The 22579-nt window shown below is 53.0% G+C and carries 27 protein-coding genes; 11 read left to right on the top strand and 16 right to left on the bottom strand.

Annotation, left to right across the window (positions count from 1 at the left end):
- Position 1: 1 nt before the first annotated feature.
- Positions 2 to 955, bottom strand: coding sequence for an aliphatic sulfonate ABC transporter substrate-binding protein (locus HA50_RS24360; RefSeq protein WP_084879379.1), 954 nt, complete (start codon positions 953 to 955; stop codon positions 2 to 4).
- Positions 956 to 1121: 166 nt separating this feature from the next.
- On the opposite strand from HA50_RS24360, the gene HA50_RS24355 reads away from it, so the two are divergent.
- Positions 1122 to 1349: a type II toxin-antitoxin system CcdA family antitoxin gene (locus HA50_RS24355; protein WP_084879378.1), complete on the top strand. Its 228-nt coding sequence runs from the start codon at positions 1122 to 1124 to the stop codon at positions 1347 to 1349.
- Here HA50_RS24355 and HA50_RS24350 read toward each other — a convergent pair.
- Both HA50_RS24350 and HA50_RS24345 read right to left on the bottom strand, forming a co-directional pair.
- Positions 1339 to 1893 carry an RNA polymerase sigma factor gene (locus HA50_RS24350; protein ID WP_084880213.1) on the bottom strand — a complete coding sequence of 185 codons (555 nt, stop codon included), beginning with the start codon at positions 1891 to 1893 and terminating at the stop codon, positions 1339 to 1341. The genes HA50_RS24355 and HA50_RS24350 overlap by 11 nt on opposite strands.
- A gap of 5 nt (positions 1894 to 1898) precedes the next feature.
- Positions 1899 to 2351, bottom strand: a complete 453-nt coding sequence (locus HA50_RS24345; RefSeq protein ID WP_084879377.1) for a hypothetical protein — start codon at positions 2349 to 2351, stop codon at positions 1899 to 1901.
- A gap of 271 nt (positions 2352 to 2622) precedes the next feature.
- On the opposite strand from HA50_RS24345, the gene HA50_RS24340 reads away from it, so the two are divergent.
- The gene (locus HA50_RS24340; protein ID WP_013508023.1) at positions 2623 to 2832 is read left to right on the top strand and encodes a YdgH/BhsA/McbA-like domain containing protein; all 210 of its coding nucleotides are present in this window, start codon (positions 2623 to 2625) and stop codon (positions 2830 to 2832) included.
- Positions 2833 to 2970: 138 nt separating this feature from the next.
- Positions 2971 to 3186, top strand: coding sequence for a YdgH/BhsA/McbA-like domain containing protein (locus HA50_RS24335; RefSeq protein WP_084878987.1), 216 nt, complete (start codon positions 2971 to 2973; stop codon positions 3184 to 3186).
- 101 nt (positions 3187 to 3287) lie between these two features.
- Here the strand turns inward: HA50_RS24335 and HA50_RS24330 are convergent, their stop codons facing one another.
- The 6 genes from HA50_RS24330 to HA50_RS24305 all read right to left on the bottom strand — a co-directional run bounded on the left by HA50_RS24330 (position 3288) and on the right by HA50_RS24305 (position 8223).
- Complete coding sequence (locus HA50_RS24330) at positions 3288 to 3470, bottom strand: hypothetical protein (protein WP_084879376.1); 183 nt, start codon at positions 3468 to 3470, stop codon at positions 3288 to 3290.
- Positions 3467 to 4171, bottom strand: a complete 705-nt coding sequence (locus HA50_RS24325) for a hypothetical protein (protein WP_244193665.1) — start codon at positions 4169 to 4171, stop codon at positions 3467 to 3469. Before HA50_RS24325 ends, HA50_RS24330 begins: the two co-directional genes overlap by 4 nt.
- Before the next feature lie 165 nt (positions 4172 to 4336).
- On the bottom strand, positions 4337 to 5227 hold the full coding sequence (locus HA50_RS24320; RefSeq protein WP_084879375.1) for an oxidoreductase: 891 nt from the start codon (positions 5225 to 5227) through the stop codon (positions 4337 to 4339).
- Positions 5228 to 5350: 123 nt separating this feature from the next.
- Positions 5351 to 6256 carry a transcriptional regulator GcvA gene (gene gcvA / locus HA50_RS24315; RefSeq protein WP_084879374.1) on the bottom strand — a complete coding sequence of 302 codons (906 nt, stop codon included), beginning with the start codon at positions 6254 to 6256 and terminating at the stop codon, positions 5351 to 5353.
- Positions 6257 to 6447: 191 nt separating this feature from the next.
- Complete coding sequence (locus tag HA50_RS24310) at positions 6448 to 7092, bottom strand: Abi family protein (RefSeq protein ID WP_084880211.1); 645 nt, start codon at positions 7090 to 7092, stop codon at positions 6448 to 6450.
- Between the two features lie 165 nt (positions 7093 to 7257).
- Positions 7258 to 8223, bottom strand: coding sequence for a LysR family transcriptional regulator (locus HA50_RS24305; RefSeq protein WP_084879373.1), 966 nt, complete (start codon positions 8221 to 8223; stop codon positions 7258 to 7260).
- A 104-nt stretch (positions 8224 to 8327) separates the two neighbouring features.
- Here HA50_RS24305 and HA50_RS24300 point away from each other — a divergent pair, with 104 nt between their 5' ends.
- On the top strand, positions 8328 to 9446 hold the full coding sequence (locus HA50_RS24300) for an alkene reductase (protein WP_084879372.1): 1119 nt from the start codon (positions 8328 to 8330) through the stop codon (positions 9444 to 9446).
- Here HA50_RS24300 and HA50_RS24295 read toward each other — a convergent pair.
- The 4 genes from HA50_RS24295 to HA50_RS24280 form a co-directional block, all read right to left on the bottom strand.
- Positions 9433 to 9789: a DUF488 domain-containing protein gene (locus HA50_RS24295; RefSeq protein ID WP_084879371.1), complete on the bottom strand. Its 357-nt coding sequence runs from the start codon at positions 9787 to 9789 to the stop codon at positions 9433 to 9435. The two genes, HA50_RS24300 and HA50_RS24295, sit on opposite strands and share 14 nt — an antisense overlap.
- 208 nt (positions 9790 to 9997) lie before the next feature.
- Positions 9998 to 10387: a DoxX family protein gene (locus tag HA50_RS24290; RefSeq protein ID WP_084879370.1), complete on the bottom strand. Its 390-nt coding sequence runs from the start codon at positions 10385 to 10387 to the stop codon at positions 9998 to 10000.
- A gap of 94 nt (positions 10388 to 10481) precedes the next feature.
- Positions 10482 to 11867, bottom strand: coding sequence for a heavy metal sensor histidine kinase (locus tag HA50_RS24285; RefSeq protein WP_139811067.1), 1386 nt, complete (start codon positions 11865 to 11867; stop codon positions 10482 to 10484).
- A 9-nt stretch (positions 11868 to 11876) separates the two neighbouring features.
- On the bottom strand, positions 11877 to 12554 hold the full coding sequence (locus tag HA50_RS24280; RefSeq protein ID WP_084879369.1) for a heavy metal response regulator transcription factor: 678 nt from the start codon (positions 12552 to 12554) through the stop codon (positions 11877 to 11879).
- A gap of 195 nt (positions 12555 to 12749) precedes the next feature.
- On the opposite strand from HA50_RS24280, the gene HA50_RS24275 reads away from it, so the two are divergent.
- The gene (locus tag HA50_RS24275) at positions 12750 to 13205 is read left to right on the top strand and encodes a hypothetical protein (RefSeq protein WP_084879368.1); all 456 of its coding nucleotides are present in this window, start codon (positions 12750 to 12752) and stop codon (positions 13203 to 13205) included.
- Positions 13206 to 13228: 23 nt separating this feature from the next.
- On the opposite strand, the gene HA50_RS24270 is transcribed toward HA50_RS24275, so the two are convergent.
- Both HA50_RS24270 and HA50_RS24265 read right to left on the bottom strand, forming a co-directional pair.
- On the bottom strand, positions 13229 to 13822 hold the full coding sequence (locus HA50_RS24270) for a flavodoxin (protein ID WP_084879367.1): 594 nt from the start codon (positions 13820 to 13822) through the stop codon (positions 13229 to 13231).
- A gap of 238 nt (positions 13823 to 14060) precedes the next feature.
- Positions 14061 to 15335, bottom strand: a complete 1275-nt coding sequence (locus HA50_RS24265; protein WP_084879366.1) for an OprD family outer membrane porin — start codon at positions 15333 to 15335, stop codon at positions 14061 to 14063.
- Between the two features lie 426 nt (positions 15336 to 15761).
- Here HA50_RS24265 and HA50_RS24260 point away from each other — a divergent pair, with 426 nt between their 5' ends.
- The 3 genes from HA50_RS24260 to HA50_RS24250 are packed head-to-tail and all read left to right on the top strand — an operon-like array spanning position 15762 to position 19850.
- Entirely contained in the window at positions 15762 to 16220 is a 459-nt protein-coding gene (locus tag HA50_RS24260; RefSeq protein WP_084879365.1) for a (2Fe-2S)-binding protein, read from the top strand.
- The gene (locus HA50_RS24255; RefSeq protein ID WP_084879364.1) at positions 16217 to 18475 is read left to right on the top strand and encodes a xanthine dehydrogenase family protein molybdopterin-binding subunit; all 2259 of its coding nucleotides are present in this window, start codon (positions 16217 to 16219) and stop codon (positions 18473 to 18475) included. Before HA50_RS24260 ends, HA50_RS24255 begins: the two co-directional genes overlap by 4 nt.
- Positions 18476 to 18503: 28 nt before the next feature.
- Positions 18504 to 19850 carry a cytochrome c gene (locus HA50_RS24250; protein ID WP_084879363.1) on the top strand — a complete coding sequence of 449 codons (1347 nt, stop codon included), beginning with the start codon at positions 18504 to 18506 and terminating at the stop codon, positions 19848 to 19850.
- On the opposite strand, the gene HA50_RS24245 is transcribed toward HA50_RS24250, so the two are convergent.
- Positions 19847 to 20800 carry a LysR family transcriptional regulator gene (locus tag HA50_RS24245; RefSeq protein WP_084879362.1) on the bottom strand — a complete coding sequence of 318 codons (954 nt, stop codon included), beginning with the start codon at positions 20798 to 20800 and terminating at the stop codon, positions 19847 to 19849. The genes HA50_RS24250 and HA50_RS24245 overlap by 4 nt on opposite strands.
- Positions 20801 to 20944: 144 nt before the next feature.
- On the opposite strand from HA50_RS24245, the gene HA50_RS24240 reads away from it, so the two are divergent.
- The 3 genes from HA50_RS24240 to HA50_RS24230 are packed head-to-tail and all read left to right on the top strand — an operon-like array spanning position 20945 to position 22568.
- A complete protein-coding gene (locus HA50_RS24240) occupies positions 20945 to 21244 on the top strand; it encodes a DUF1330 domain-containing protein (protein WP_084879361.1) in 300 nt (99 codons plus the stop codon).
- A gap of 24 nt (positions 21245 to 21268) precedes the next feature.
- Complete coding sequence (locus HA50_RS24235) at positions 21269 to 21793, top strand: NAD(P)H-dependent oxidoreductase (RefSeq protein WP_084879360.1); 525 nt, start codon at positions 21269 to 21271, stop codon at positions 21791 to 21793.
- 37 nt (positions 21794 to 21830) lie between these two features.
- Positions 21831 to 22568: an SDR family oxidoreductase gene (locus HA50_RS24230; RefSeq protein WP_084879359.1), complete on the top strand. Its 738-nt coding sequence runs from the start codon at positions 21831 to 21833 to the stop codon at positions 22566 to 22568.
- The last annotated feature ends 11 nt before the right edge of the window (positions 22569 to 22579 follow it).

Genomic DNA, 22579 nt, shown 5'->3' with positions numbered 1-22579 from the left:
GTTAATGGGTGGCAGGCTGCCAGGTCCCAACATCACTTGCATTGATGCGTTTGGGTAACAGCTTCGCATCGTAGAACGCATCGGCAATTTTCTGTTGTTCTGCCAGGTTGCTGATGTGCACCGGTTCGATCTGGTAGCTGCGCTGGGCATTTGCCTGTTCTACGGTGGAGACAGGCAGGTTGCCCCACAACGGCGACAGGATTTTAGCTGCCTCGGCGGGATTGGCTTTCAGCCAGGCGGCTTCCTGTTGCAGTGCCTGATACACGGTATTCAGCACCTGAGCATGCGCTTTGGCATAAGGGGTGGATACGAGATAGTAACGCTGGTAACTCGCCAGACCGTCACCGCTGGTCAGCACGCGGGCGTGCTGTTCCACTTTCGCACTGGTGACGTAGGGTTCCCAGGTGACCCAGGCATCAACGCTGCCATTCTCCAGCGCCGCACGACCGTCTGCCGGTGTCAGCCAGGCCGCTTTGACGTCATTAAATCCCAGTCCCGCCTGTTTCAGTGCCGCGATCAACAGATAATGGCTGCCCGCCGCTTTGGTGACGGCGATCCTTTTCCCTTTCAGGTCCTGCAACGTTTTAATCGCTGAGTTCGCCGGAACCAGAATCGCCTGTGCGTTAGGGGAAGGGGTTTCGCGCGCATAGTAGGTCAGGTCTGCGCCCGCCGCCTGGGCAAACACCGGCACCGTGTCGGCGACATCGGCGGAGAGATCGACGTTGTTCAGGTTAAGCGCTTCAAGCAACGGCAGGCCGCTGGAAAACTCGTGCCAGCTGACGTTAATGCCTTCGGCGGCGAGGGATTTGTCCAGGTCGCCGCGCTGCTTAATCAGCGTCAGTAACGTTGAGGATTTCTGGTAACCAATTCGCAGTGTTTCAGCCGCCTGGCTGGAAGCGGAGATAAGTGCTGTGAGCAGCAACGCGCTGACCAGCAGCGGTCGTAAACCGGGCATGACCTTTCCTTTTGGAGTTTATTGTCATGCGATGGTAAAAGCAGGGCCGCTACACACCAACTGCCGTATTTGCATAAGGTTTGCCGGATTTGGTCTATGATTGCGGTCTTGAATTGGGTGTGAAATGCTGTGCAGTCAAATCATAACTGCAAAGGTAGATGCCTGAATGCCTCACGCGCCCAAACAAAACGTCACCCTCGCACTTGACCCTGAGTTACTTCAGCGGGCGAAGGAGGCAGGGTTCAACCTGTCCCAGCTGTTAGCAGGTGCGATTATCAATAAACTCCGCGAAACTGCCGCAGAACAATGGAATCATGAAAATGCCGATGCTATTTCAGACCTCAATCGCCATATGGCGCAACATGGCGTGTTTGCAAAGAAATTCACCCCGTAAGTTCATCATATACATCACGCAGCCGGGTGCGCAGATAAAGCACTGCTTTATGCTTACGAGATAATAATGTCTGCACGCTAACCCCGGATTCTTCTGCCAGTTCTTTATAGCTGTATCCCTGCAACTCGGTTTTATCGAACACTTCCCGCTGTGCAGGTGGCAGTTCTGCTAAGGCTTCGCCTAACTCTGCCCAGATCATCGCTTTCAGGTATTCATCCTCGGGCGTGTGTGGCACACCGAAAAGCGTCTCTGCCAGCTCATCTTCCGCCGTCTCGCCTGCATCATCGCCAAAATATGCAGACAGGGGCAGCTCGCTTTTTTTGCGCGCCCGGTCAGTCATTTCATTGCGGGCGGCGCGAAACAGCCAGGCGACGGCGTTCTCTACCGGCTGATCCACCGTCATCAGCCGCCAGGTGACCTCTTGCAGGATATCCTCGGCATCATCACGTACCGGGATGCGACGGCTGATAAAGGACTTCAGCCGCGAGCGGCAGGCACCGATCGCTGACATCAGCAGGGATTCCTTTGCCGTTGCAGATTTCATGGCTGTCACTCAGCTTCCGGCGTTTTAGGCGGCGTGTTTTCCGCGGGTTTGCGGGTATCGGCATTGTCATCCCAGCGTCCGCGCCAGCCACAGTGACCGCGAGCATCACGGCGTCCAAAACCTTCACGGCGTTGACGCATAAACTCTTCACGTTGTTCCGGGGTCATTTGCATCCAGCGTTCGTGCATGCGGCGACGTTCGCGCACCATGCCAAACATGCCTGCATGGAAACCCAGGCCACCAAACAGGATGCGGCACAGGACTAACAGCCCTAGCGCCTGCCAGAAGCCAATGCTTTTCACCCCGATGATGGCGGGAAGTAACGCATTCCACAGCGACATCACCAGCAAACCAAGCACCACAACCAGTGCGACACCCAGCAACAAAGGTTTAGCCATTCTGTGGCCACCCATGCCGCGACCACCAAAACGACGTCCACGCATATCAAAATCTCTCATTGTCATTCCTCTCATCACATTAGCGGATTACTGCCTGTGTTGAGGTAGACGAATGAGCGAAAGAAATATTGCTAAAAAAAAGAAAAAAATGTGGGGTACTGACTTTCGGATGATCTTTGTTGCGGCGAAATTTAGTGCGCGTATTTCAATCAAATTTTTTGAATTATTTCAGCAAATCCCTCAGCTTTTACTCTCCGCTTCACAGGTCTATTCTCTCTCACATCGGGGCACAACACCCCACCCACTAAAAACTATCTCTGAGGAATTGACCATGAAATCTATCAAAACTTTCGTTGCAGTTGCGGCCCTGTCACTGGTTTCTTTCGGCAGCTTCGCACAGAGCATCACCGCTTCCGCTTCAACTCTTGACGGCGCAGAAGCCAAAATCGCTGCTCAGGCTAAACAGGCCGGTGCCTCTTACAAAATCACCGGTGCACGCGTCGATAACGGTGCTTACCTGTCAGCTGAACTGACTAAGTAATCGAACTACACGGGAAGTAATGATTAGCCAGATCACAGTGATCGCACTAATTATCAATCATGAAACAATAACTATGGTTATTATTACTTCCATCGAAGGCGCATAGCCTTCCACCCAAACAAATTAAGGATTAAGACCATGAAAACTATCAAAGCAATGTCCATCGCCGCTGTCGCCGCTCTTTCACTGATGTCATTTGGCAGCTTTGCTCAGAGCATCTCCGTCACCTCTTCAACTCTGGACGGTGCGGAAGCGAAAATCGCCGCTCAGGCAGCACAGCAGGGCGCGCAGTACAAAATTACCGAAGCGAACACCAATAACCGTGTTCACATGACCGCAGAACTGTACAAATAACGGATGGTCGTACAGGGAAGTGCCGGAAAAGGTCGCCGCAAGGCGGCCTTTTTCGTTTGAGTGACCCGTCCTGCGAGCGGGTAAGGCAAAGCAGAACGTCGTTAAACCAGCCAGAACGTGATGGCAATGACGACAACTGCGAAAGTTGCCGTCGTACCCCAGGCGTAAGACGGCCAGAATGTCACTGACAGCATCCCGAATCCGAGAATGAGCAGCACCGGGATCAGGGTGCTGGCAAAATATCTCAGTTGCCTCCGCAGCCACGTCATAAAGAAATTACTCATCTGATTATCCGCATGATGGCGTCAGCGATTTGTTCGTCTGACGAGGGGGAAGAAAGCAGGTAGGCGTTTTTGCTAATGATCGGCTCAATGACGAAATAGAGCATTTCCAGTTTTTCTGAGTACAGTGCGTAGTAATAGGGAGAATTGCGCTGTTTGAGCCGGTTGGCTGCGTCAGCGGCTTCCTGCACATATCCGTAATAGCTGACAATGGTCACTGCGGCGACACTAATTTTTGCCAGTTTTGTATCAATTGCAACACGGGCCCCAAAGCTGGAGCAGATGGCTAGCACGATTGCATAAGCCAGACCTTGGTTTGTCATCGATCCGGAAGCGATGTTGGCTCCTTTCCTTATCAATAATGCCTCAATGCGTCTGATACGGTCCGGTGTCAATCCACGCAGAAACTGATTCACGTATATCTCAAGCATTCCGGTGACAACGTTCCCCTGTTTGGCCAATTGCACAAGTGCCTCAAGAAATCGTACGTCTTCATTTTTCTGACCGGTACACACGTCACGGTAATTATCCGTAAAGCAGGATGTGTAATACACAAGGCGCGTGACTCCAAGCTGAATACGGCTGGTCTGCTCCAGCACGGTGTTTCTCACGCCGTTCAAAGCCTTCTCAAGTCGCACGCCAAGCAGACTATCAGCCTGCATTTTGGTGATAATAGTTGAATTGGTAATCATTTGTTCTGACATCCTTTTCCTGATATTCCTTTAGTCAATCCTCAACTAAAGTCTAATCGATCTTTGTGGAGCGGAAAACCTTCAGTCAAACGGCCAGCCTGAATTGTTGGGGAGAGCCCGCCCTGCCTATCCTTCCCCGTTGAATCGGAGCTGCGTGACCATTGAATTGAGGGAAACTCAACCCGGTCCGTCGCTGCCTGCGGCCAGTAGCGGCACGATAATGTCGCTGATCGGTGTCGCGATGCCGTGCGTCCGGCCGAGCCGTGATACCACGCCGTTGCGGATATCCCATTCCAGCGGGCGTCCAGCCTGGCGATCGGCGAGGATGGAGGTACCCAAATCCGGCGGGGCACGATGGAAGCCATCGATAATCTCCTGTGGCACCTCATCACTCAGAATTGCCCCCTCGGCACGGGCAACCGACAGGCATTCACGTAAATAGGCTAAGGCCACATCGGTGATATCGGCACGGGAGAACATTCCGGCGCGACGTCCCGACAAAACCATTAAACCGGCGACTGCGTTTTGCAGCAATTTACGCCAGGCAACCGAGGTGAAATCTTCAGAGAGGGCGACTTCACAGCGTGTCCCTTCCAGCGTTTGCTGCACAAGTCTTGCTGCGGGCGTATCAGGTAAGGTCAGGCGTGGTTTAGCTCGCAGCCAGACGGAAGCATCTGGTTCACGCTGCGCCGGAAACCACACCACCGATGGCAGCACAGTCGCTCCCGCAACGGCATCCGCCAGCATCGCTTTCTGCTCCACACCGTTTTGCAGCACGCAAACCACCGTTTTCTCGTTGCATAACGCAGCCAGCCACGGGGTAGCGGCCGCCAGCTGAGTCGTCTTCACGGCGACGAAAACCACGCTGAATGGATGGGTAATTGCCGCCGGATCGGTCAGTACCGGTCCCGGCACCACGATTTGGCCGCCATCAAAACGCACTTCCAGCTGTGGGTGAGCGGTACGACCACACACCACCGGCGTACGTCCTACTTCATGCAGGGCGGCGACGATAGTGGTGCCAATCGCCCCAGGGCCGATAAGCGCAACCCCTGAATTTCCGGACATCATCAACTCCTCAATACGACGAATAAGGTGAGTAATACCATCAGGCATACGCTGATGCTAGGCAGCTCAGTGCCAGAATTAAAGCAAAGTCTTTTCATTGTGGTATGAATAAAAACTCATGCTTCAGAGATACTGGTCCTGTGCCTTACGCGATTCTGCCAGCAGCCAGTTGCGGAAACTCACCACATGCGGCTGCGTTTCTAACCCTTTCGGGCAAACAAAATAGTAGGCTATGGGGGAAGGAAAGGGCGTATCAAATAAGCGGATCAGGCTGCCCTCGCCAATCTCTTTTTCCACATGGCCACTGCGCGCCAGAGCGATGCCCTGGCCCAGCAGTGCAGCTTCAAGCGTCATATTGGTATCCGCCAGCCGAACGTTTTCCTTCAGTGCCGGAATGCTGACGCCAACCTGTTTAAACCAGCTCTCCCATTTGGGCACCAGATCAGCACCGTCACGCGTGAGCAGGGGATAACGTAATAACTCAGCGGGTTCCTGCGGGGTGCCAAAGCGGCTGAGCAACGCCGGGCTGGCTACCGGAAAGATTTGTTCGCGAAACATAAATTCGGAGTGCAGTGCGGGATAATTGCCGTTGCCGAAACGGATCGCTACGTCAGAGTCCGAACCGGAGAAATTGATCACTTTATCGCTGGATTCCAGCGTCACCAGGATTTCCGGGTGTTGTCTCGTCAGATCGGGTAAGCGGGGTAACAGCCATTTCAGTGCGAAGGAGTAAGTGGTGTTCACCCTCAGCCTGAACCTGCCGTTTTGCTCGTGCAGGTCGGCCAGGGTGGCATCCAGATTCATAAAGAATTCACGCACAATCGGGGCAAGGGCTGCCCCGGCTGGCGTAAGACTTAAGGTTTTTCCACGCTGAAAAAGCGGTAAGCCCCAGATGTCTTCGAGGTTTTTCAGTTGATGGCTGACGGCGCTTTGCGTGATATGTAACTCTTCTGCGGCCGAGGTGAAGGTTGAATGCCGGGTGGCGACCTCAAAGGCGCGTAATGTCGCGGTTGGCGGCAGATGTTTCATAAACGGTGTCTCCCCGGCGAGCAAACCCTGGACGATAGCTATGAGTGAATGGTCATAGTATGGCATGTTCAGCAATCACTTTCATTTGCAGCTAATACGTGAAGTGAAATCAGGAGGACTGCTAAAATATTATTAAGTTATTAATTTAATATGTTGTTATTTTTTGTGGGGATTCTGATAAAACAAAAAACTCAGCTGGCTTGCCATGTATCCCAGACCAAAGGTAACCGGTCGAGATTATTGAGCCATTGTGCCAGACAGGGATCTATCCAGTTGATCACCGTAAGGCCATTTGAATGATGATCTGGCAGCGGTGGTTGCAGCCATAGCAGTGGTTCATGATGGAATATGCGGTTGCGCAAATCCCGGACCTGATTAAGCGCCGCAGAAATATTGTGTCTTTGCCGTAAGGGCTTCGGGCAACGGGCAAAGACCAGACGTAGGTCTTTCCACAGCAGATCTTGTAACTGAGCGTTAAAAAGTGAGCACCAGAAACCAAATGTGAGTTCGGCAATAACTTTGTCTGGAGTTCGTGGCTCGTGACGTCGGTTGAGTTTGGCAATTGCGGAGGCGATTTCCCGGTTCTGCCATTTAAAGGCCGCATTTTCATCCCATTCTGCCCACCAGTCAGGCCGTTTATAAAGGGAAGTTAAGCGTGAGTGGATCCCATTACGAAGGGCTATCTCAACCGTATTCAATACTGGCAACATCGCCTCGGCCAGAAGTAGGTTGCTGGCATAATCTGACGCAGCCCTGACCCGGTCACCAGCTCGTGCGCTGCTATAGCGGTCCAACCGGGCAGCAGAAAAATATTTCTCCAGTTCATTCCATTGCATAGTCATTCCTTTAATTTTTATGATGAGGCTGTTATCATCCGAAAGCAGCCCTGTGTTTACGTCCTCTCCCGACCACCATATCGGTGATGACACCAGGTTCGTTCTGGCCCTGCTATCAAGGGCCACCTCATTCAAACAATCCCGCCTTCTGGCGGGATTGTCGTTTTAGGTACCCGATGCGCCGCTATTATAAATAGAAACACCTATGGTGTCTGATTCTATGGGCTTATCCAGCCAATCGATAAAAAAATCACTGAACGCCGCCACCTGCTGTGGCTGGAACCGGCGCTGTGGATAGACAAACTGCAATCCCACCTGGCGGCTGTCATAACGGCTGAAGCCGATAAAGTGATCGCCAAATAACACCACCAAATCGCCATTTTCCACGTCACGCTTTACATCCCACCACGACTTGCTGGCGATACCCGCACCGCCCAAAACCCACTGGCGGATCAGCGCGCCGTCATCGCTGATCATCGCAGGGCTGATTTCCACCGTCCTGATTTCATCTTCCACCGCAAAGCGCCAGATATTCAGCAGTGAACCGCGTTGTTCCATCACCAGGCAACGATGCTTTGGCAGTTCAAGCGGATGGCCCGGCGTGCCATGGCGGGCAAGATAATCAGGGGAGGCGACCAGCACCCGGTGATTCGGTTTGATCTCGCGCTTTACCAGGTTGCTGTCAGGCAGATTGCCAAAGCGGATGCTCATATCCAGCCGCTGAGCGATTAAATCCTCAACCTCTTCGCTTAGCAGCAGCGTGCTTCTGACTTCCGGGTGCAGGCGGGAAAATTCAAGCAATGCCGGGGAAAGATACTGGCGACCAAAATCTGAGGGTGCAGAGATTCGCAGCGTACCGCTTAGTACGCCCTCGTGTTGCGCCAGTTTCGCTTCGGCCTGTTCCATCTCTTCCAGCACCCGCAGCGCGGATTGATAAAACTCTTCACCTACCCTGGTCAAAGATATTGCCCGGGTTGAACGGTGAAAGAAGCGCGTCTGATAACGTTCTTCCAGCGCTTTCAGGCGTGCGCTCATGGTGGCGGGCGACAGGTTCATGCGTCGCCCTGCGGCGGCCAGCCCACCGGCTTCAACCACTTGCACCAATAATGTCAGGTCTTCCAGCTTGCCCATATTGTTCCGTTTTCCCGAATAGAGATTCAGTTTTCATCACCATTATCAAAATACCCGGAAAGGTTTAGTGTCAAGCCACTTTATCTGACAGAGGAAAATGAGGGATGGCAGAAAAAATGCTTCTGAAGCCAACTCAGCTGGGTGGCATGACGCTGGCAAACCGCATCGTGATGGCCCCCATGACCCGCGCACGCTCGGCACAGCCGGGCAACATTCCCACCGCGCTGATGGCTGAATATTATCAGCAGCGCGCCTCGGCAGGGCTGATCATCACCGAAGCGACGCAGATTTCGCCCGAGGGCCAGGGCTATTCCTGGACGCCAGGGATGCACACGCCGGAGCAGGTTGCGGGCTGGAGTCTGGTCACCACGGCGGTCCACCGTGCCGGGGGGAAAATTTTCTCCCAGCTGTGGCATGTCGGGCGCATGTCGCATCCGTCGTTCCATCCTGATGGAAGGCCGCTGGCACCGTCAGCCATCCCATTTGAAGCGCAGGTGTGGATCGTAGATGAAAACGGTCAGGGACAGATGGTGGATTGCCCGTTACCACGCGAAATGACGGAACAGGACATTCAGACGGTGATCAATGAGTATCGTCAGGCGGCGATCAATGCCATTCAGGCAGGATTCGACGGTATTGAAGTGCATGGCGGCAACGGTTATCTGGTTGATCAGTTTTTGCGCCGCACCTCAAACCATCGTACCGATCAATATGGAGGCCCGCTCAGTAACCGTATCCGCTTTGCTCAGGAACTGCTGACGGCGATCAGCGATGCCATTGGTGTGCAGCGCACCGGGATTCGTCTGGCCCCGTTTATTACCCAGCGTGGTATGGATGACCCCGAAGCGGTGGATGCCATTCTCGCGCTGGCGGCATGGTGCAGCGAAAAAGGCATTGCCTTTATCCATCTGGCAGAAGCCGACTGGGACGATGCCCCAACCATCCCGGATGCATTCCGTAAGGCGCTGCGTGCCGCTTTTAATGGCAGCCTGATCGTTGCCGGAAACTATACGGTGGAGAAAGCCGAAACTTATTTGCGTGCCGGATGGGTCGATCTGGTGGCATTCGGTCGTCCGTTTATTGCCAACCCGGACCTGCCCGCACGCATAGCCAGTGATCTGCCGCTGGCAGTGGTGAGCGATCCCTCCACGCTGTTTGGTGGTGCGGAGGCGGGGTACACCGATTATCCACGCTATGATGTGGCGGCGGCTACCCAGCAATAGCCAGCAAACGCAGCCACTGTGCCAGCACTTCCGCATGGTTGTGCTGCGTATCCTTCGCCGCATATAACAGGGTGACAGTACCGTTGTTTCCCCGATCAGCCAGCTGGCGGCCTTCCTCCTGATGTGCAGCCAGTTCCTGTCGGTAACTGGCACTGAAAGAGGGGAAATCCAGAGTATCAGCGTGGAAGGCTTTGCGCAGTTCCGTTGAGGGAGCGAGGTTTTTACTCCACGCGTCATAGTGAAGATCGGTCTTTTTAATGCCGCGTGGCCAGAGTCTGTCGACCAGCACCCGGTAGCCATCGTCAGCGCTGACTGGGCCATAGACGCGTTTGCATTGGATCATGGTTATTTTCTCCTTTCCTGGGGTTGCCATTATGTCGGAAACCCTAAGGGTAGAGAAAATAATCACCGTATGCCTGAGTCAATGCAGCATACGGTGCCGGCAAAGCCGGAGTGAACGAGCACTCCAATGAGAAAATGATGAAAGCATGGAGTGCGGGACTACGGGGCAAAAATATCGGTAATGTTTAATTCTGGTACTGCTAACTGACTCAGGCTTCAGGCTGCTTTTTCTCCGGGGAATAAAGCAGGAAATACAGTAATCCGGCACATATGCTGAGATTTTTGGTGAAGTTAATCACCTGGCCAACCTGCTGTGGACCGGTATATAACCAGAACTGGTGGAACATTACGCTGGTCAGCAGGATATAAAAAATCCAGATGGCAGAAGCAATTTTCAGCCGATAACCGAGCAGGAAGCAAAGGCTGCCGCCCAGCTCGATGACAATGGCAGCAATAATCATCAATTGCCCAATCAGGCTATCGCCAAAAGGCGTTTTGGCGACATTATCGGAAAAGTGAAAAACCTTACCTAATCCGCTGTAAATAAAAAGTGGGGTGATAAGCACTCTGGCGATGATCAGAATGTTCTTCTCATTCATGATGTTTCCTTTTGAAAATAACAGATGCTGAATTAACGCAGGAATATTATCAGCACCATGCTGTCATTCCGGTGACGGCTTGCTGTCAGAATCGTCAGGATGATTTAATGGAAAGGGAAAAGCCAAAAGTATTCAGGCCTTCTGCGCTGCTCGCAAATACGTCTCCGCCATGAACCTGGGCAATGGCTTTAACAATCGACAGTCCCAGCCCATGATTGGCACTGCTTTGGCTTCTGGCGCTATCAACCCGATAAAACCGCTCAAACAAACGTTCCAGATGAAGCGGGGCAATCGGATCGCCCTGATTAACCACGGCAACACTGGCGAGGTGATCCTCGTTGTGGATAGTAATCAGGACGTGGCTGCCAGCCACCGCATAGCGGGCGCAATTGCTCAGCAGATTAGCCAGCGCACGCGTGATAAGCCTGCGGTCCGCCACAACCCTGGCATCACCGTGGATGGTGACGCTGAGTTGTCGCTCGGCAAGCACCGGCTCCAGATATTCAGCCGTCTTGCCAGCTTCCTCCGCAAGGGACATGTCGGCCCGTTGTGGTGAAAATTTTCCGGTCTGGGCATGGGACAGAAATAACATGTCATTGATGATGGATGACATTCTCTCCAGTTCTTCCAGGTTTGATCCCAGCATATTCTGGAGCTGTTCAGATGAGCGATCACGCGAAAGGGCCAGCTGCGTTTGCGCAATCAGGTTGGTCAGCGGGGTGCGCAGCTCATGGGCCACATCCGCATTGAAACTTTCCAGCTGCTCCCACGCCCGTTCCTGCCGCGCCAGCACGCCATTAAAGGAATCGGCGAGGGTATGTAACTCCTCAGGCAGCTGGCGTGGGTCAAGCCGCTGGCTTTTCCTGCCGGGAATCAGTTGATGGGACTGTTCGCTAAGTGTTTTCACCGGCTTCATGCCGACGCGGGAAATTGCGTATCCCAGCACAGCGACCATCAATACACCTGCCGTGGTGATAAACATCAGCACGCGGGTGAATTCGTCCAGGGTTCCCATATAAGGCGTTGAATCGATGGCGACAATGTAACGTAACTCAGGGCGGCTCTCGCGGGCGGGCAGCGTGCGTACCAGCACAAACAGCGGACATTCATCCGGATTTTCGCTGGGAAATTGACTGAAACCATCTTTCAGGGTCGGCAAATCGATGCCTTGCGGAACCGGCCCGCCCAACTGATAGAACGGGTTATCGCTGATGATCCAGTAACGGGCGCGTCCCCCTTCAGAAGTGGCAAGATTAATGAATTTATTCTTGAGCACCTGCCAGTCATACACCGATGCACGAGAGACGATCAACGGCTCCATCAGGGAGTAGCGAAACAGCAGCTCGTTATGCATCTGCTTATCCAGCGATTCACGCAATGTCACCCGGAGGCAGACGGCGTAAGCCAGCGCAAGGCTGATGGTGACGATGGCAAACATCAGCGCCAGTCGGCCCGAAATCGATTTTCTGAATCTGTTCAGCACCCTGGATTATTCCCTTGATTCGAGGACATAGCCCATTCCCCGCACGGTATGTAGCAGTTTGACGCTGAAAGGGGCGTCAACCTTGGTTCGGAGACGTTTTACGGCCACTTCGACCACGTTGGCGTCGCTGTCAAAATTCATATCCCACACCTGCTCGGCAATCATCATTTTGGATAGCACCTGGCCTTGGTTACGCGCCAGCAAACTCAGCAGGGCGAATTCTTTCTGGGTAAGATCGATCCGGCTGCCATTACGGCTTACCCGCCGCGCCAGCAGATCAAGCGTCAGGTCGTGGATCTGGATATGGGCGATGTCGATGCTGTCAATGGCGCTGCGGCGGAGCAGCGCCTGCAAGCGGGCAACCAGCTCGGCCAGTGAAAAGGGTTTGGGCAGGTAGTCATCGGCACCGAGGCGTAAACCACGCAGGCGTTCATCCAGCGATCCGCGCGCCGACAGCATTAACACCGGGGTTCTTTTGCTTTTTCTCAGGGTTTCGAGCAGCGCATAGCCATCAATAATCGGCAGCATGACATCCAGCACAATGGCGTCATAATCGTACTCGGTTGCCATAAACAGCCCGTCTCTGCCGTCGGTAGCGATGTCAGCGATCAATCCCTGTTCTCTGAGCGCGGTGGCGATGAAAGCGGAGGTTTTCGCCTCATCTTCTACCAGAAGTATTTTCATGATCGTTGGAGCTACCTTTCTTAATTAATTGCAGCGGCATTATATTATTTTATCCGGTCTGGTCGCTGACATTTTTCTGACAATTTTGTCAGGAAAATAGCCATGGTGATAATGTTGCGCGGGCAGAGAATCAGGATTATATTTTGCCACGCATCAATTAACTTCCCGCCGAAAAATAAACTGTGACGAATTAACATGAGTAAAACGCCGTTAGACAAATTGTTGTTATGGCTTGAAAACTGGCCAGAAGATACGCGTAATGAAATTGCGATCATTCTCTGGCCGCTGCATCCCGCTTTGCGTTCACTTAATAATGTGCAACCAGGGGAAGAGTTTTCGCAGCTGGTAAAAATAATGCAACCCATTAATCGGCAACGTTCCCAGGCATTGGGCGCGATCCTGACATTCCGTGCGCTGTTTGACTATGCCGTTGCCGCCGAGCTGGGGACCGCGAGCAAATGGGACAAGGCGATGCACAACAACGCCAGCCTGCAGGATACGCCTCCCTGTTTAAGCGACACCGCGGGCCAACTTGGGGAGATGCTGCCAGCCCGAAAGGAGAAATGGGCAATGCTTTGTCACTCCTGGGAAAAATTTAAATCCACCACGCTGACGGATTATCACTTGCGGCAATGGGAGCTGGGCCAATAATCCTCTCCCGATGCCGGGCGGCGTTATTTATGTTGCACATCAACCAGCCAGCCCAGCGTTTTTTCCATCGTCTGACGTTCCTGATCGGCCTGCATTATAAAAGGCGGTGCAATAGTGGCACCCGAGGCTGATTTCGCCAGAATATCAAGACTATCGCCAATCCCGTATCCGCCATGCGTGATAAAAGGAATGATATTTATTCCAGATAAATCATGGCGAACTAAAAAGGAGCGCACGATAGAAGGCAAGCTCATGCCCCAGATAGGATAACCAAGATAAACCGTTTTATATTTTTTCAGGTCGGCCAGATTATTCAGTAAGGGGGGATTAAAGCCGCTTTTTCTCTCGTTGCTCGCCTGTTCAACCATTTCAAGGTAATCAGCAGGATAGGGTTGCTGGGGCTGGATTTCATATTGGTCAGACTTAAGGGCGCGCTGGATAATACCGGCAATCACCCGCGTGTTGCCGCTGCGGGAATGCCAGGCCACCAGCGAATCTGACTGGCCGGAAAGGACAGAACCTGAAATGGGTTGCGCCACAGCGTCCTGCGCCAGCAGGGAAACACCGGTCAGGAAGGGAAATAATGCCCGGCGGCTGAGGGTAAATTCATCGTTCATACTGCCTCCGGCAGCAAGGTATTTATTCAGTTCAGGGCAACCTTAAAGCTTAACAGGCCTGAAAAATACACCTTTTGCGGCATGATTGATGAGCAGGGTTCATAGGGTTTATCTGGCTGTAGCGGCGCAATTTATTGCGCGGGGTTTTCCGGCACCGTGCACAGAATAGCGCGATAAATCGCGCCGCTACGGATCCGTGCGGTTATTATAATGGCAGCGATAAGCTGCCATTTTTTAATTAAAGAATTGAGAACGGATATTCAACAAATACGCGGACTTCATTACCGCCGACATTATAGTCAGAAGCATCAGACGAGACGCGCAATGAGGAGAAGCGCAGTTTCACTTTCAGGTCCTTCGCGGCACCATCCGGTACTTTGTACTGCAACTGGTTGAAGAATTCGTGCTCGTGACCATTATCGGTCGCGGCGGTTTTGATATTGTCACCACGGACATACGCAACATCATAGCTCAGACCATTGATACCGACACCGCTCAGGTCGATGGAGTAAGCCACCTGCCATGAACGTTCGTCTTCACCATTAAAATCAGACCAGTAAGAGTTCGCCAGCCAAATGGTATTGCCGCCATCGCCTACGCCACCCTGATTACGGTATCCGCCATAATGGTAACCGGTGCTACCGCTGCTTTGCTGGTAAGCCACCTTGAAGGTATGGATATCGAAGGTATAACTGGCTGCCAGGCTCCAGATGGTATTACTGCGGCCGGTGTCGAGCTGATCGGCATATTCCTGGCTCAGGCGTGAGTTATAGCCGTTGAAATCCAGGCCAAATGACTGATTCGCTGCAATCGGCGCTTTGTAATTCAGCCCCAGATATTGTTTGTTAATCACGTCTTCAACATTGGACGCGTAAAACGCACCACTCAGCTGATCGGTAAATTGATAACTGGCACCGGCAAAGCTCAGAGATTTCAGGCCAGTATCGTGGCTGTCGTCACTTTTCTGCTGTTCATCGGTGAAATAACCGGCTGAAACGTTTAATCCGGCCACTTCCTTCGAGTTGATCATGAAACCGGTATAGGTTTCATCCAGCAGGCGCGAATCATCCGCGGTCAGGATTGGCAGAACCGGGCGCTGTGTACCGTAGCTGAGCACGGTGTTGGAGAAACGCATTTTCGCCGTGGCACCGAATTTAGCCAAATCTGACTTTGCTTTGCCATCGTTATCCTGGGCAAAGAAATCGATGCCGCCTGCGCCACTACGGCCACGGCCACCATCCAGACGAACCGCATACTGCGCCAGACCATCGACGCCAAATCCGACCGGTCCCTGAGTGAATCCAGAGGAGAAATTGGCGATGATGCCTTGTCCCCACTCACGGCGAGTACGAATGCCGTCGTCTTTATAATTCCTGTTGATGTACGCATTGCGTAACAACACATCCAGATGGCTATCGTCGAGGAAACCGTTTGAATCCTGCTGCGCCGCAGCGGACAATCCCGAGAGACCCATTAATGATGCTACCAGTGAAAGTTTGAAGATCTTTTTCACGTTATGTCTGCCTTAAAAAATCAATATTATTCTGTTAATGCGAAAGACTGCGCGCGGGATATTAACATCGAATGTGTGGCCGAATGTGCCTCATTTTTATCGATTTATGCGGTTTTGCCGGTGTTTAATCCTTTTCTGGCGGGATGTAATCAGGTGGGGAGTCTATAATTTGTACGCTAAAATGGCTGGAGGTGTGGCGATATTAATTAAAATCACTCATAACTGATATTAGGCAATAACGCTACAAAGCTATTTTACGAATGGCTACAATCAATTTTCATGCATTACGTAAATTAAATACCACCACCCGTACCCTCTGCATGTCCCACCTGTCATGACTGGCTGACATTAAACAGCCTGAATTATTGCAGTGATGTTTGTCGCATCGTTTTCATAATAACAATTGAAGCAAACTACTGGAGAGCTATGGAACTTTTTATCAATAATCAGACGGTTCAGGTCGATGCAGACGCCGATACCCCGTTGCTCTGGGTGATTCGTGATGATCTGGCGATGACCGGAACGAAATACGGTTGTGGCCTTTCGCAATGTGGTGCCTGTTCGGTGATGGTTGACGGGCAACTGGTCCGTTCCTGTGTCACGCCGATAGATAAGCTGGCTGGTAAACATATCACCACCATTGAGGCGATTGAAAACGACGAGGTTGGCAAACGCGTGGTGGCTTCCTGGATAAAGCACCAGGTTCCGCAGTGCGGGTATTGTCAGTCAGGACAGGTGATTGCGGCGACCGCGTTATTGAAACAGGTTGCGCATCCTTCTGATGAAGAGATTGCGGCGGCGATGGTCAACCTGTGCCGCTGCGGCACCTATAACGCCATCAAAGCGGCCATCCATGAAGTTGCCGCACAGGAGGGTGAAGCATGAAATTCTCTGCGGACATCTTCACCGCCTCGCTGGCACAAATGACAGAGGGAGAGGCGACCAATCTTTCACGCAGACGCTTTCTGCTTGCTTCGGCCGGAACCGTCGCGGGGGCGTTTGTATTAGGTTTCGGACTGCCACTCGGCGAGGCGCGGGCGCAGGATGCTAACGCGACCGTCGCTGCCGGGACACGCGTACCCGCCTTCCTGGAAATTCGTCCCGACAACAGCATCCGTTTCCTTTCTCCGTTTGTTGAAGGCGGGCAGGGTATCTTCACCGGCATGGCGCAAATCGTCGGTGAGGAGCTGGATGCTGATCCCTCGCTGTTCATTGTCGAAAACGCGCCAGCAGGCAACGATTATAAAGTGATGGAGGGCGGCAGGCGCATTACCGGGGGCAGTATGTCGGTGCGTATGAGTTACGACACCATGCGCCGCCTCGGCGCACTGGCGCGCCACATGTTGCTCCAGGCTGCCGCCGCAGAACTCGCAGTGCCGCTCAGTTCACTGATCACTGAACCGGGTAGAGTGATCGATCCGGCATCCGGCAAGTCCCTCACTTATGGTCATCTGGCTGCGCGTGCGATGGATCTGCCCGTGCCTGCGCCAGACACGATTAAATTAAAAGATCCGGCGCAATTCCGCTGGATTGGCAAACCTGTCCCGCGTCTTGATATACATGAAAAATCAACCGGCCAGGCCATCTATAGCATTGATTGTAAGGTGGAAGGCATGTTGCAGGCGGCGGTTCAGCATGCGCCGCGCCTCGGTTTGACGGTGGGGGAGATCCGTAACGAAGAACAGGTTTCAGCTATGAAAGGCGTTCATTCGGTGCATCGCTTACCGGGAGCCGTAGCGGTGGTCGCCGAACGCTGGTGGCACGCTAAGCGGGCCGTTGAAGCCTTACAGGTCAGCTGGAATGAACCCGATGAATCGGCTCGCGAGCGTTATATGCCAGCGGATTTCTCCTCAGACCAACATGCCGAGGCACTCGCGAATGAACCGGGTAAGGGTGACGATGCCGAGACTAAAGGCAATGTCAGCCAGGCATTAGGTAGCGCCCACAGCACCTTGCAAGCCACCTATCATTCGCAGTATCTGAACCATGCGCAATTAGAGCCACCCTCTGCCCTGGCGCGATTTAACGCTGACGGCACTCTCGAATTGTGGCTGCCTAATCAGGCCCCGGAAATGTTTCAGGCCGACGCCGCAAAACGAACCGGGCTGCCGCCCGAAAAGATTTTCATCCATTCGCCGCTGCTAGGGGGCTTTTTCGGCAGACACTTTGTTTATGACACGGCGATGGTGTATCCCCAGGCGATTGAACTGGCGAAGGCGGTCGGGCGTCCGGTGAAAGTGATCTGGAGCCGTGAAGAGGAGTTCTTACGCGACACCCATCGCCCGATGGCTGCCGTCCGTTTTCAGGCCGGGCTTGATGAAGCGGGCTATCCGGTGGCGCTTGAGGTGGTCAGTATCACCGAAGGCCCTACCGAGGGCATCGTTGGTAAACACGGTGCCAAGCTGGATCCCAGCGCCGTCGAGGGATTGACCGGCAAAGCCTATGACATTCCGCACCGACGCATTGCCCAAATCTACAAAAAAGGGCCGGTGATGCTGGGCTACTGGCGTTCGGTGGGCAACTCGATGAATGATTTTCTCTACGAAAGCTTTCTCGATGAGATCGCCTTTGCCGGGAAAAAAGATCCGTTTGAATTGCGCCTGCATCTTTTACAGGGCAATCAACGGCTGACTCATTTGCTCAATGCCGTCGTTGAACTCTCCGGTGGCTGGAAACCCGGCCCTTATGACGCTGCTGATGGCTCGAAGCGTGCACGGGGTATCGCGATGGCCTCGCCCTTTGGTACTCAGGCCGCCGCGATTGCTGAAGTCTCGATTGTCGATGGCAGGGTGAAAGTTCATGAAGTCTGGGAAGCGATTGATCCCGGCAGCATCATTAACCCGGCGATTGTCGAAGCGCAGGTGAACAGTGCGGTCGCGCTGGGATTATCCCAGGTGCTGCTGGAAGAAAGCGTTTATGAGCAGGGCCGACCTGTCGCCCGTAATTACGATATGTACCCGATTCTGCCGCCTTCAGGCATGGCTAAGGTCCATGTCAGGATTGTTGAGAGTGGTGAAAAAATGGGCGGGATTGGCGAGCCGCCACTTCCGGCTATTCCCCCGGCTGTCGCCAATGCGGTGTTCAGGCTGACCGGTCAGCGTGTTCGCAGTATGCCGCTATCACGCCACAACTTCGCGTAATCCTGAACTGAAGCCGGAGAATAACAATATGACCAAGCGCAGTATCAGTGTGGTGTTCGCTTTATTGATCGTTATCCTGGGTGTTGTGGCGTGGGTAATGCGTACCCCGACAGATAACATCGCCGTGAGTGAGTCCCTGAATCCCCCGTCGGCTGAGTTGCTGAAACAGGGGGAATATGTTGCCCGATTAAGTGACTGTGTTGCCTGCCACAGTGTGCCCGAGGGTGCGCCGTTTGCGGGCGGCTTAAAGATGGCGACACCGGTCGGCAATATCTATTCCACCAACATCACCCCGGATAAGGAAACGGGCATCGGTGAATATACCCTGACCGAATTTAGCCGGGCGGTACGGCATGGCGTTGCGCGCGATGGGCATCGTCTCTACCCGGCGATGCCTTATCCTTCCTATGCCAAACTGAGTGATGAGGACGTCGCTGCGCTTTACACCTGGTTCAAAACCGCGGTTAAGCCGGTCAATCAACCCAATAAACCCAGTGATATTCCGTGGCCGTTAAATATGCGCTGGCCACTGGCCTTCTGGAATAGCGTGTTCACCGTTAATGGTCCGTGGCAGCCAAAGTCCGGCCAGGATGCGCAGTGGAATCGCGGCGCTTATCTGGTCGAGGGACCGGGTCACTGTGGCAGCTGCCATACGCCGCGTGGTCTGGCCTTTAATGAAAAAGGTCTCGATGCCGACAGCCCGCATTTTGTCGCCGGTGCAGCGCTGGATGGCTGGTATGCCCCGAGTTTGCGCGGGGACATCAATACCGGGCTGGCGCGCTGGAGTGAAGACGACCTGTATCAGTTCCTGAAAACCGGACGTAATCAGCATGGTGTGGTGTTTGGTTCGATGGCGGATGTGTTTAATAACTCGACGCAGTACATGAGCGACGATGACCTTAAAGCTATCGCGCATTACCTGAAATCCTTACCTGCGGGCAGCAACAACCAACCTCAGGCATGGAAATATGATGGTGATTCGATCAACAAGCTCAGCCTGCCGGCAAGGCTCAGCACCCCAGGCGCACAGACCTTTATGGCCCGCTGCAGCAACTGTCATGGTGCTGATGGTCGCGGACAGGCACCGTGGATCCCGCCGCTGGCTGGGGCGACATCCATGCTGGTGGATCAATCATCAGCAATCAATGTGACGCTGAATGGCTCAGCCCGCGTGGTGGCGAATGGCATGCCGGATGCTTATCGTATGCCGCCGTTCCGCAAACAGCTGTCCGATAAAGAAATGGCGGATGTGCTGAGTTTTATCCGCTCTTCCTGGGGTAATACCGGCGCGCCGGTAAGCGAAAAGGATGTGCATGATTTGCGCCAGCGCACCGATCCGGCCAGCAGTGATGTGATTATTTTACAAATGCGCTAGCAGCTGAACCCCGCCAGCTCTTCATAACGGATGGTCAGTTTTTTATCGCCACGGAAGGCGCTCAACAGATACTCCACCACCACTTTTACCCGCGAGGCGATCAACGCCCGGTGCGGATACTGAATCACCATTTCGAAATTACCCGGATCATGCTGACCATAAAGCACGATTTTCAGTTTTCCGCTTTGTAGGTGTTCCAGCGCATTGTGAACGCCCACCTGGGCAATGCCGTAATCCAGCAACGCGGCATCAACCAGCGCCTCAGGTGCTGATAAGGTCAGGATGTTACCTTCCGGCTCAAGGATTGAATGGCTGCCATCGTCGTTCCTGAATCCCCAGGGGGTCACGCGTCCACCGAGGAAGCGTCGGCTGATGAGTTTATGCGCGCTGAGTGCCTCGGGTGTCGTCGGGATGCCATAGCGTTGCAGATAAGCGGGCGATGCCACGAGGATAGTATTGATACGGCAGACCGGGCGCGAGACCAGCGAGGAATCCATGATCCTTCCCCCTCGGATGGCCAGGTCATAGCCTTCTTTGATGATATCGGTTACGCGATCATCAAAATCCATTTCTACGGTCAGCGCTGGATATTGTTCAGCCATCCCCGGTAGCACGGGCAGGATATGATTCCTGCCAAAGGCGGTGCTGGTGGAAATTCTGACATGTCCGCTGATTTCCGCCTTACGGGCGACCAGGGTATCGACAGCCCCTTCCAGCGCATTCAGGGCGATTCTGGCCTGGCTGATAAATGCGCTGCCTTCTTCGGTCAGGGTTAAACGCCGTGTAGTGCGGTTGAGCAGCCGCACGCCAAGTGCCTGCTCCAGACCGGCGATATTTTTGCTCACCGCTGCGGTGCTGATCCCCAGCTGGCGGGCGCTGGCGGCAAAACTGCCTTTATCCACGGTTTCAACAAAGGTGAGAATGGCACGGACGTGACGGGAAATCTCCAACGTTTGCTCCTCAGGATGAATTGACAACCTTAGGTTAACTCAGGCTCAACCACAGGTGTAGTTTAGGTTAACAATAATATTTTTTATACTCTCCTGCGTCGTACAACAATTCACCCGAATAATTGTGAGGCCTGGAGATTTTATATGTCGCATACAAAACCTGCCTTTATGATTTTTAATGTCACCGTCACCGATCCTGAAGGCATTAAACCTTATCTGGCAAAGGTGGCTGAAACCCTGAAAACTTATCATGCGCAGTTGCTGGTTCAGGCGGCGGAAAGTATCACGCTGGAAGGCTCTGCACCTGCAGGTCAAACCATTATTCTGCGTTTTGACAATATTGAAATCGCACAGGCCTGGTATCACTCCGTTGAATATCAGGCAATTATCCATTATCGCCTCGCGTCAGCTATTACCCACAGCTGGATTGTTGAAGGTGTGTGAGTTTACTTCATTAAGAGATAGCCAATGAAAACGTTAATTATTGTTTCACATCCTTATCAACAACAATCTAATGTTATTAAAGCACTTCAGCAGACCGCTGAAGCGCAAAATAATGTGATAGTACGTAACCTCGAAGAAATTTATGGCGATAATGTCACAGGATTTGATATTCCGCTTGAGCAATCTTTCTATGCGGCTGCCGCTCGCGTGGTATTTATTTTCCCGATTCACTGGTTCAATCTCACGCCCATGCTGAAAGCGTACTTAAATGAAGTCTGGGCCTATGGCTGGGCATTTGGCCCGGATGGTGTGGCTCTAAAAAACAAGCAGTTATTGGTGGTGGCCTCTGCGGGTGCCAGCGAATATACCTACTCTCACCAGGGGCTAATCAACAGCACCTTTGATGAAGTGATGACCCCAATGAAAGCCACTGCACTTTATTGCGGTATGGATTATCTGTCTCCGTTGTCATTTCATAGCGTGATTGGCGCGAGCGCCGAAAAAATTTCTGACTATCAGGAAAAATTATCTCAGAGATTGAGTGCGTAATTTATTCATTGTCCTGTTTTATACTGAGAGGTGATTTATGACCCAGGCAACAAAATACGCCCTGATTACCGGGGGTAATAAAGGCATCGGCTTCGAAATTGCGCAAAAACTCGGCCTGCAAGGCATTGCTGTCATTATTGGCGCGCGCAATAAAGATCGTGGCGAAGAAGCGGTAAAAAAACTCGCGGCGCAAGGGATTAATGCCCAATTTGTTCAGCTGGATCTTAATAATCCTGCAACGATCACAACCTCTGCGGCCTGGGTACAAGATACCCTCGGCCATCTGGATATTCTGGTTAATAACGCCGGTATTATGGACACCCGCGATGGTGCACCGGGAAATACCGACCTGACGGTGATCCGCGAAGTATTTGAAACCAACTTTTTTGGCACGCTGATGGTGACACAGGCCATGTTGCCACTGCTAAAAAAATCTCCCTCTGCACGCATTGTTAATGTGTCCAGTCAGCTGGGTTCGCTGGCACTGAACCGCGACCCTGAGTGGGAGTACGCTTCAGCAAAATTGATTGGCTATAACGCCTCGAAAGCCGCCGTCAATATGCTGACGATTCAGCTCGCTTGGGAATTACAGGATAGCAATATCAAGGTCAATTCAGCCAATCCTGGCTACACCGCCACTGACCTGGTGCCAGGTGCTGCTGAACATGGGCAGCCGGTGGAAGATGGCGCGAGAACGGCGATTCAGCTCGCATTATTATCCGAGGACGGTCCGACCGGCGAGTTCCGGGACAATGATGGCGTCGTTCCCTGGTAGTCGCAAATGAT

It is taken from the genome of Pantoea cypripedii (genome assembly GCF_002095535.1).
Taxonomy (GTDB): Bacteria; Pseudomonadota; Gammaproteobacteria; order Enterobacterales; family Enterobacteriaceae; genus Pantoea; species Pantoea cypripedii.
Note: the sequence above shows the minus strand (reverse complement) of the source record. Positions and strands in the feature narration are given on the sequence as shown.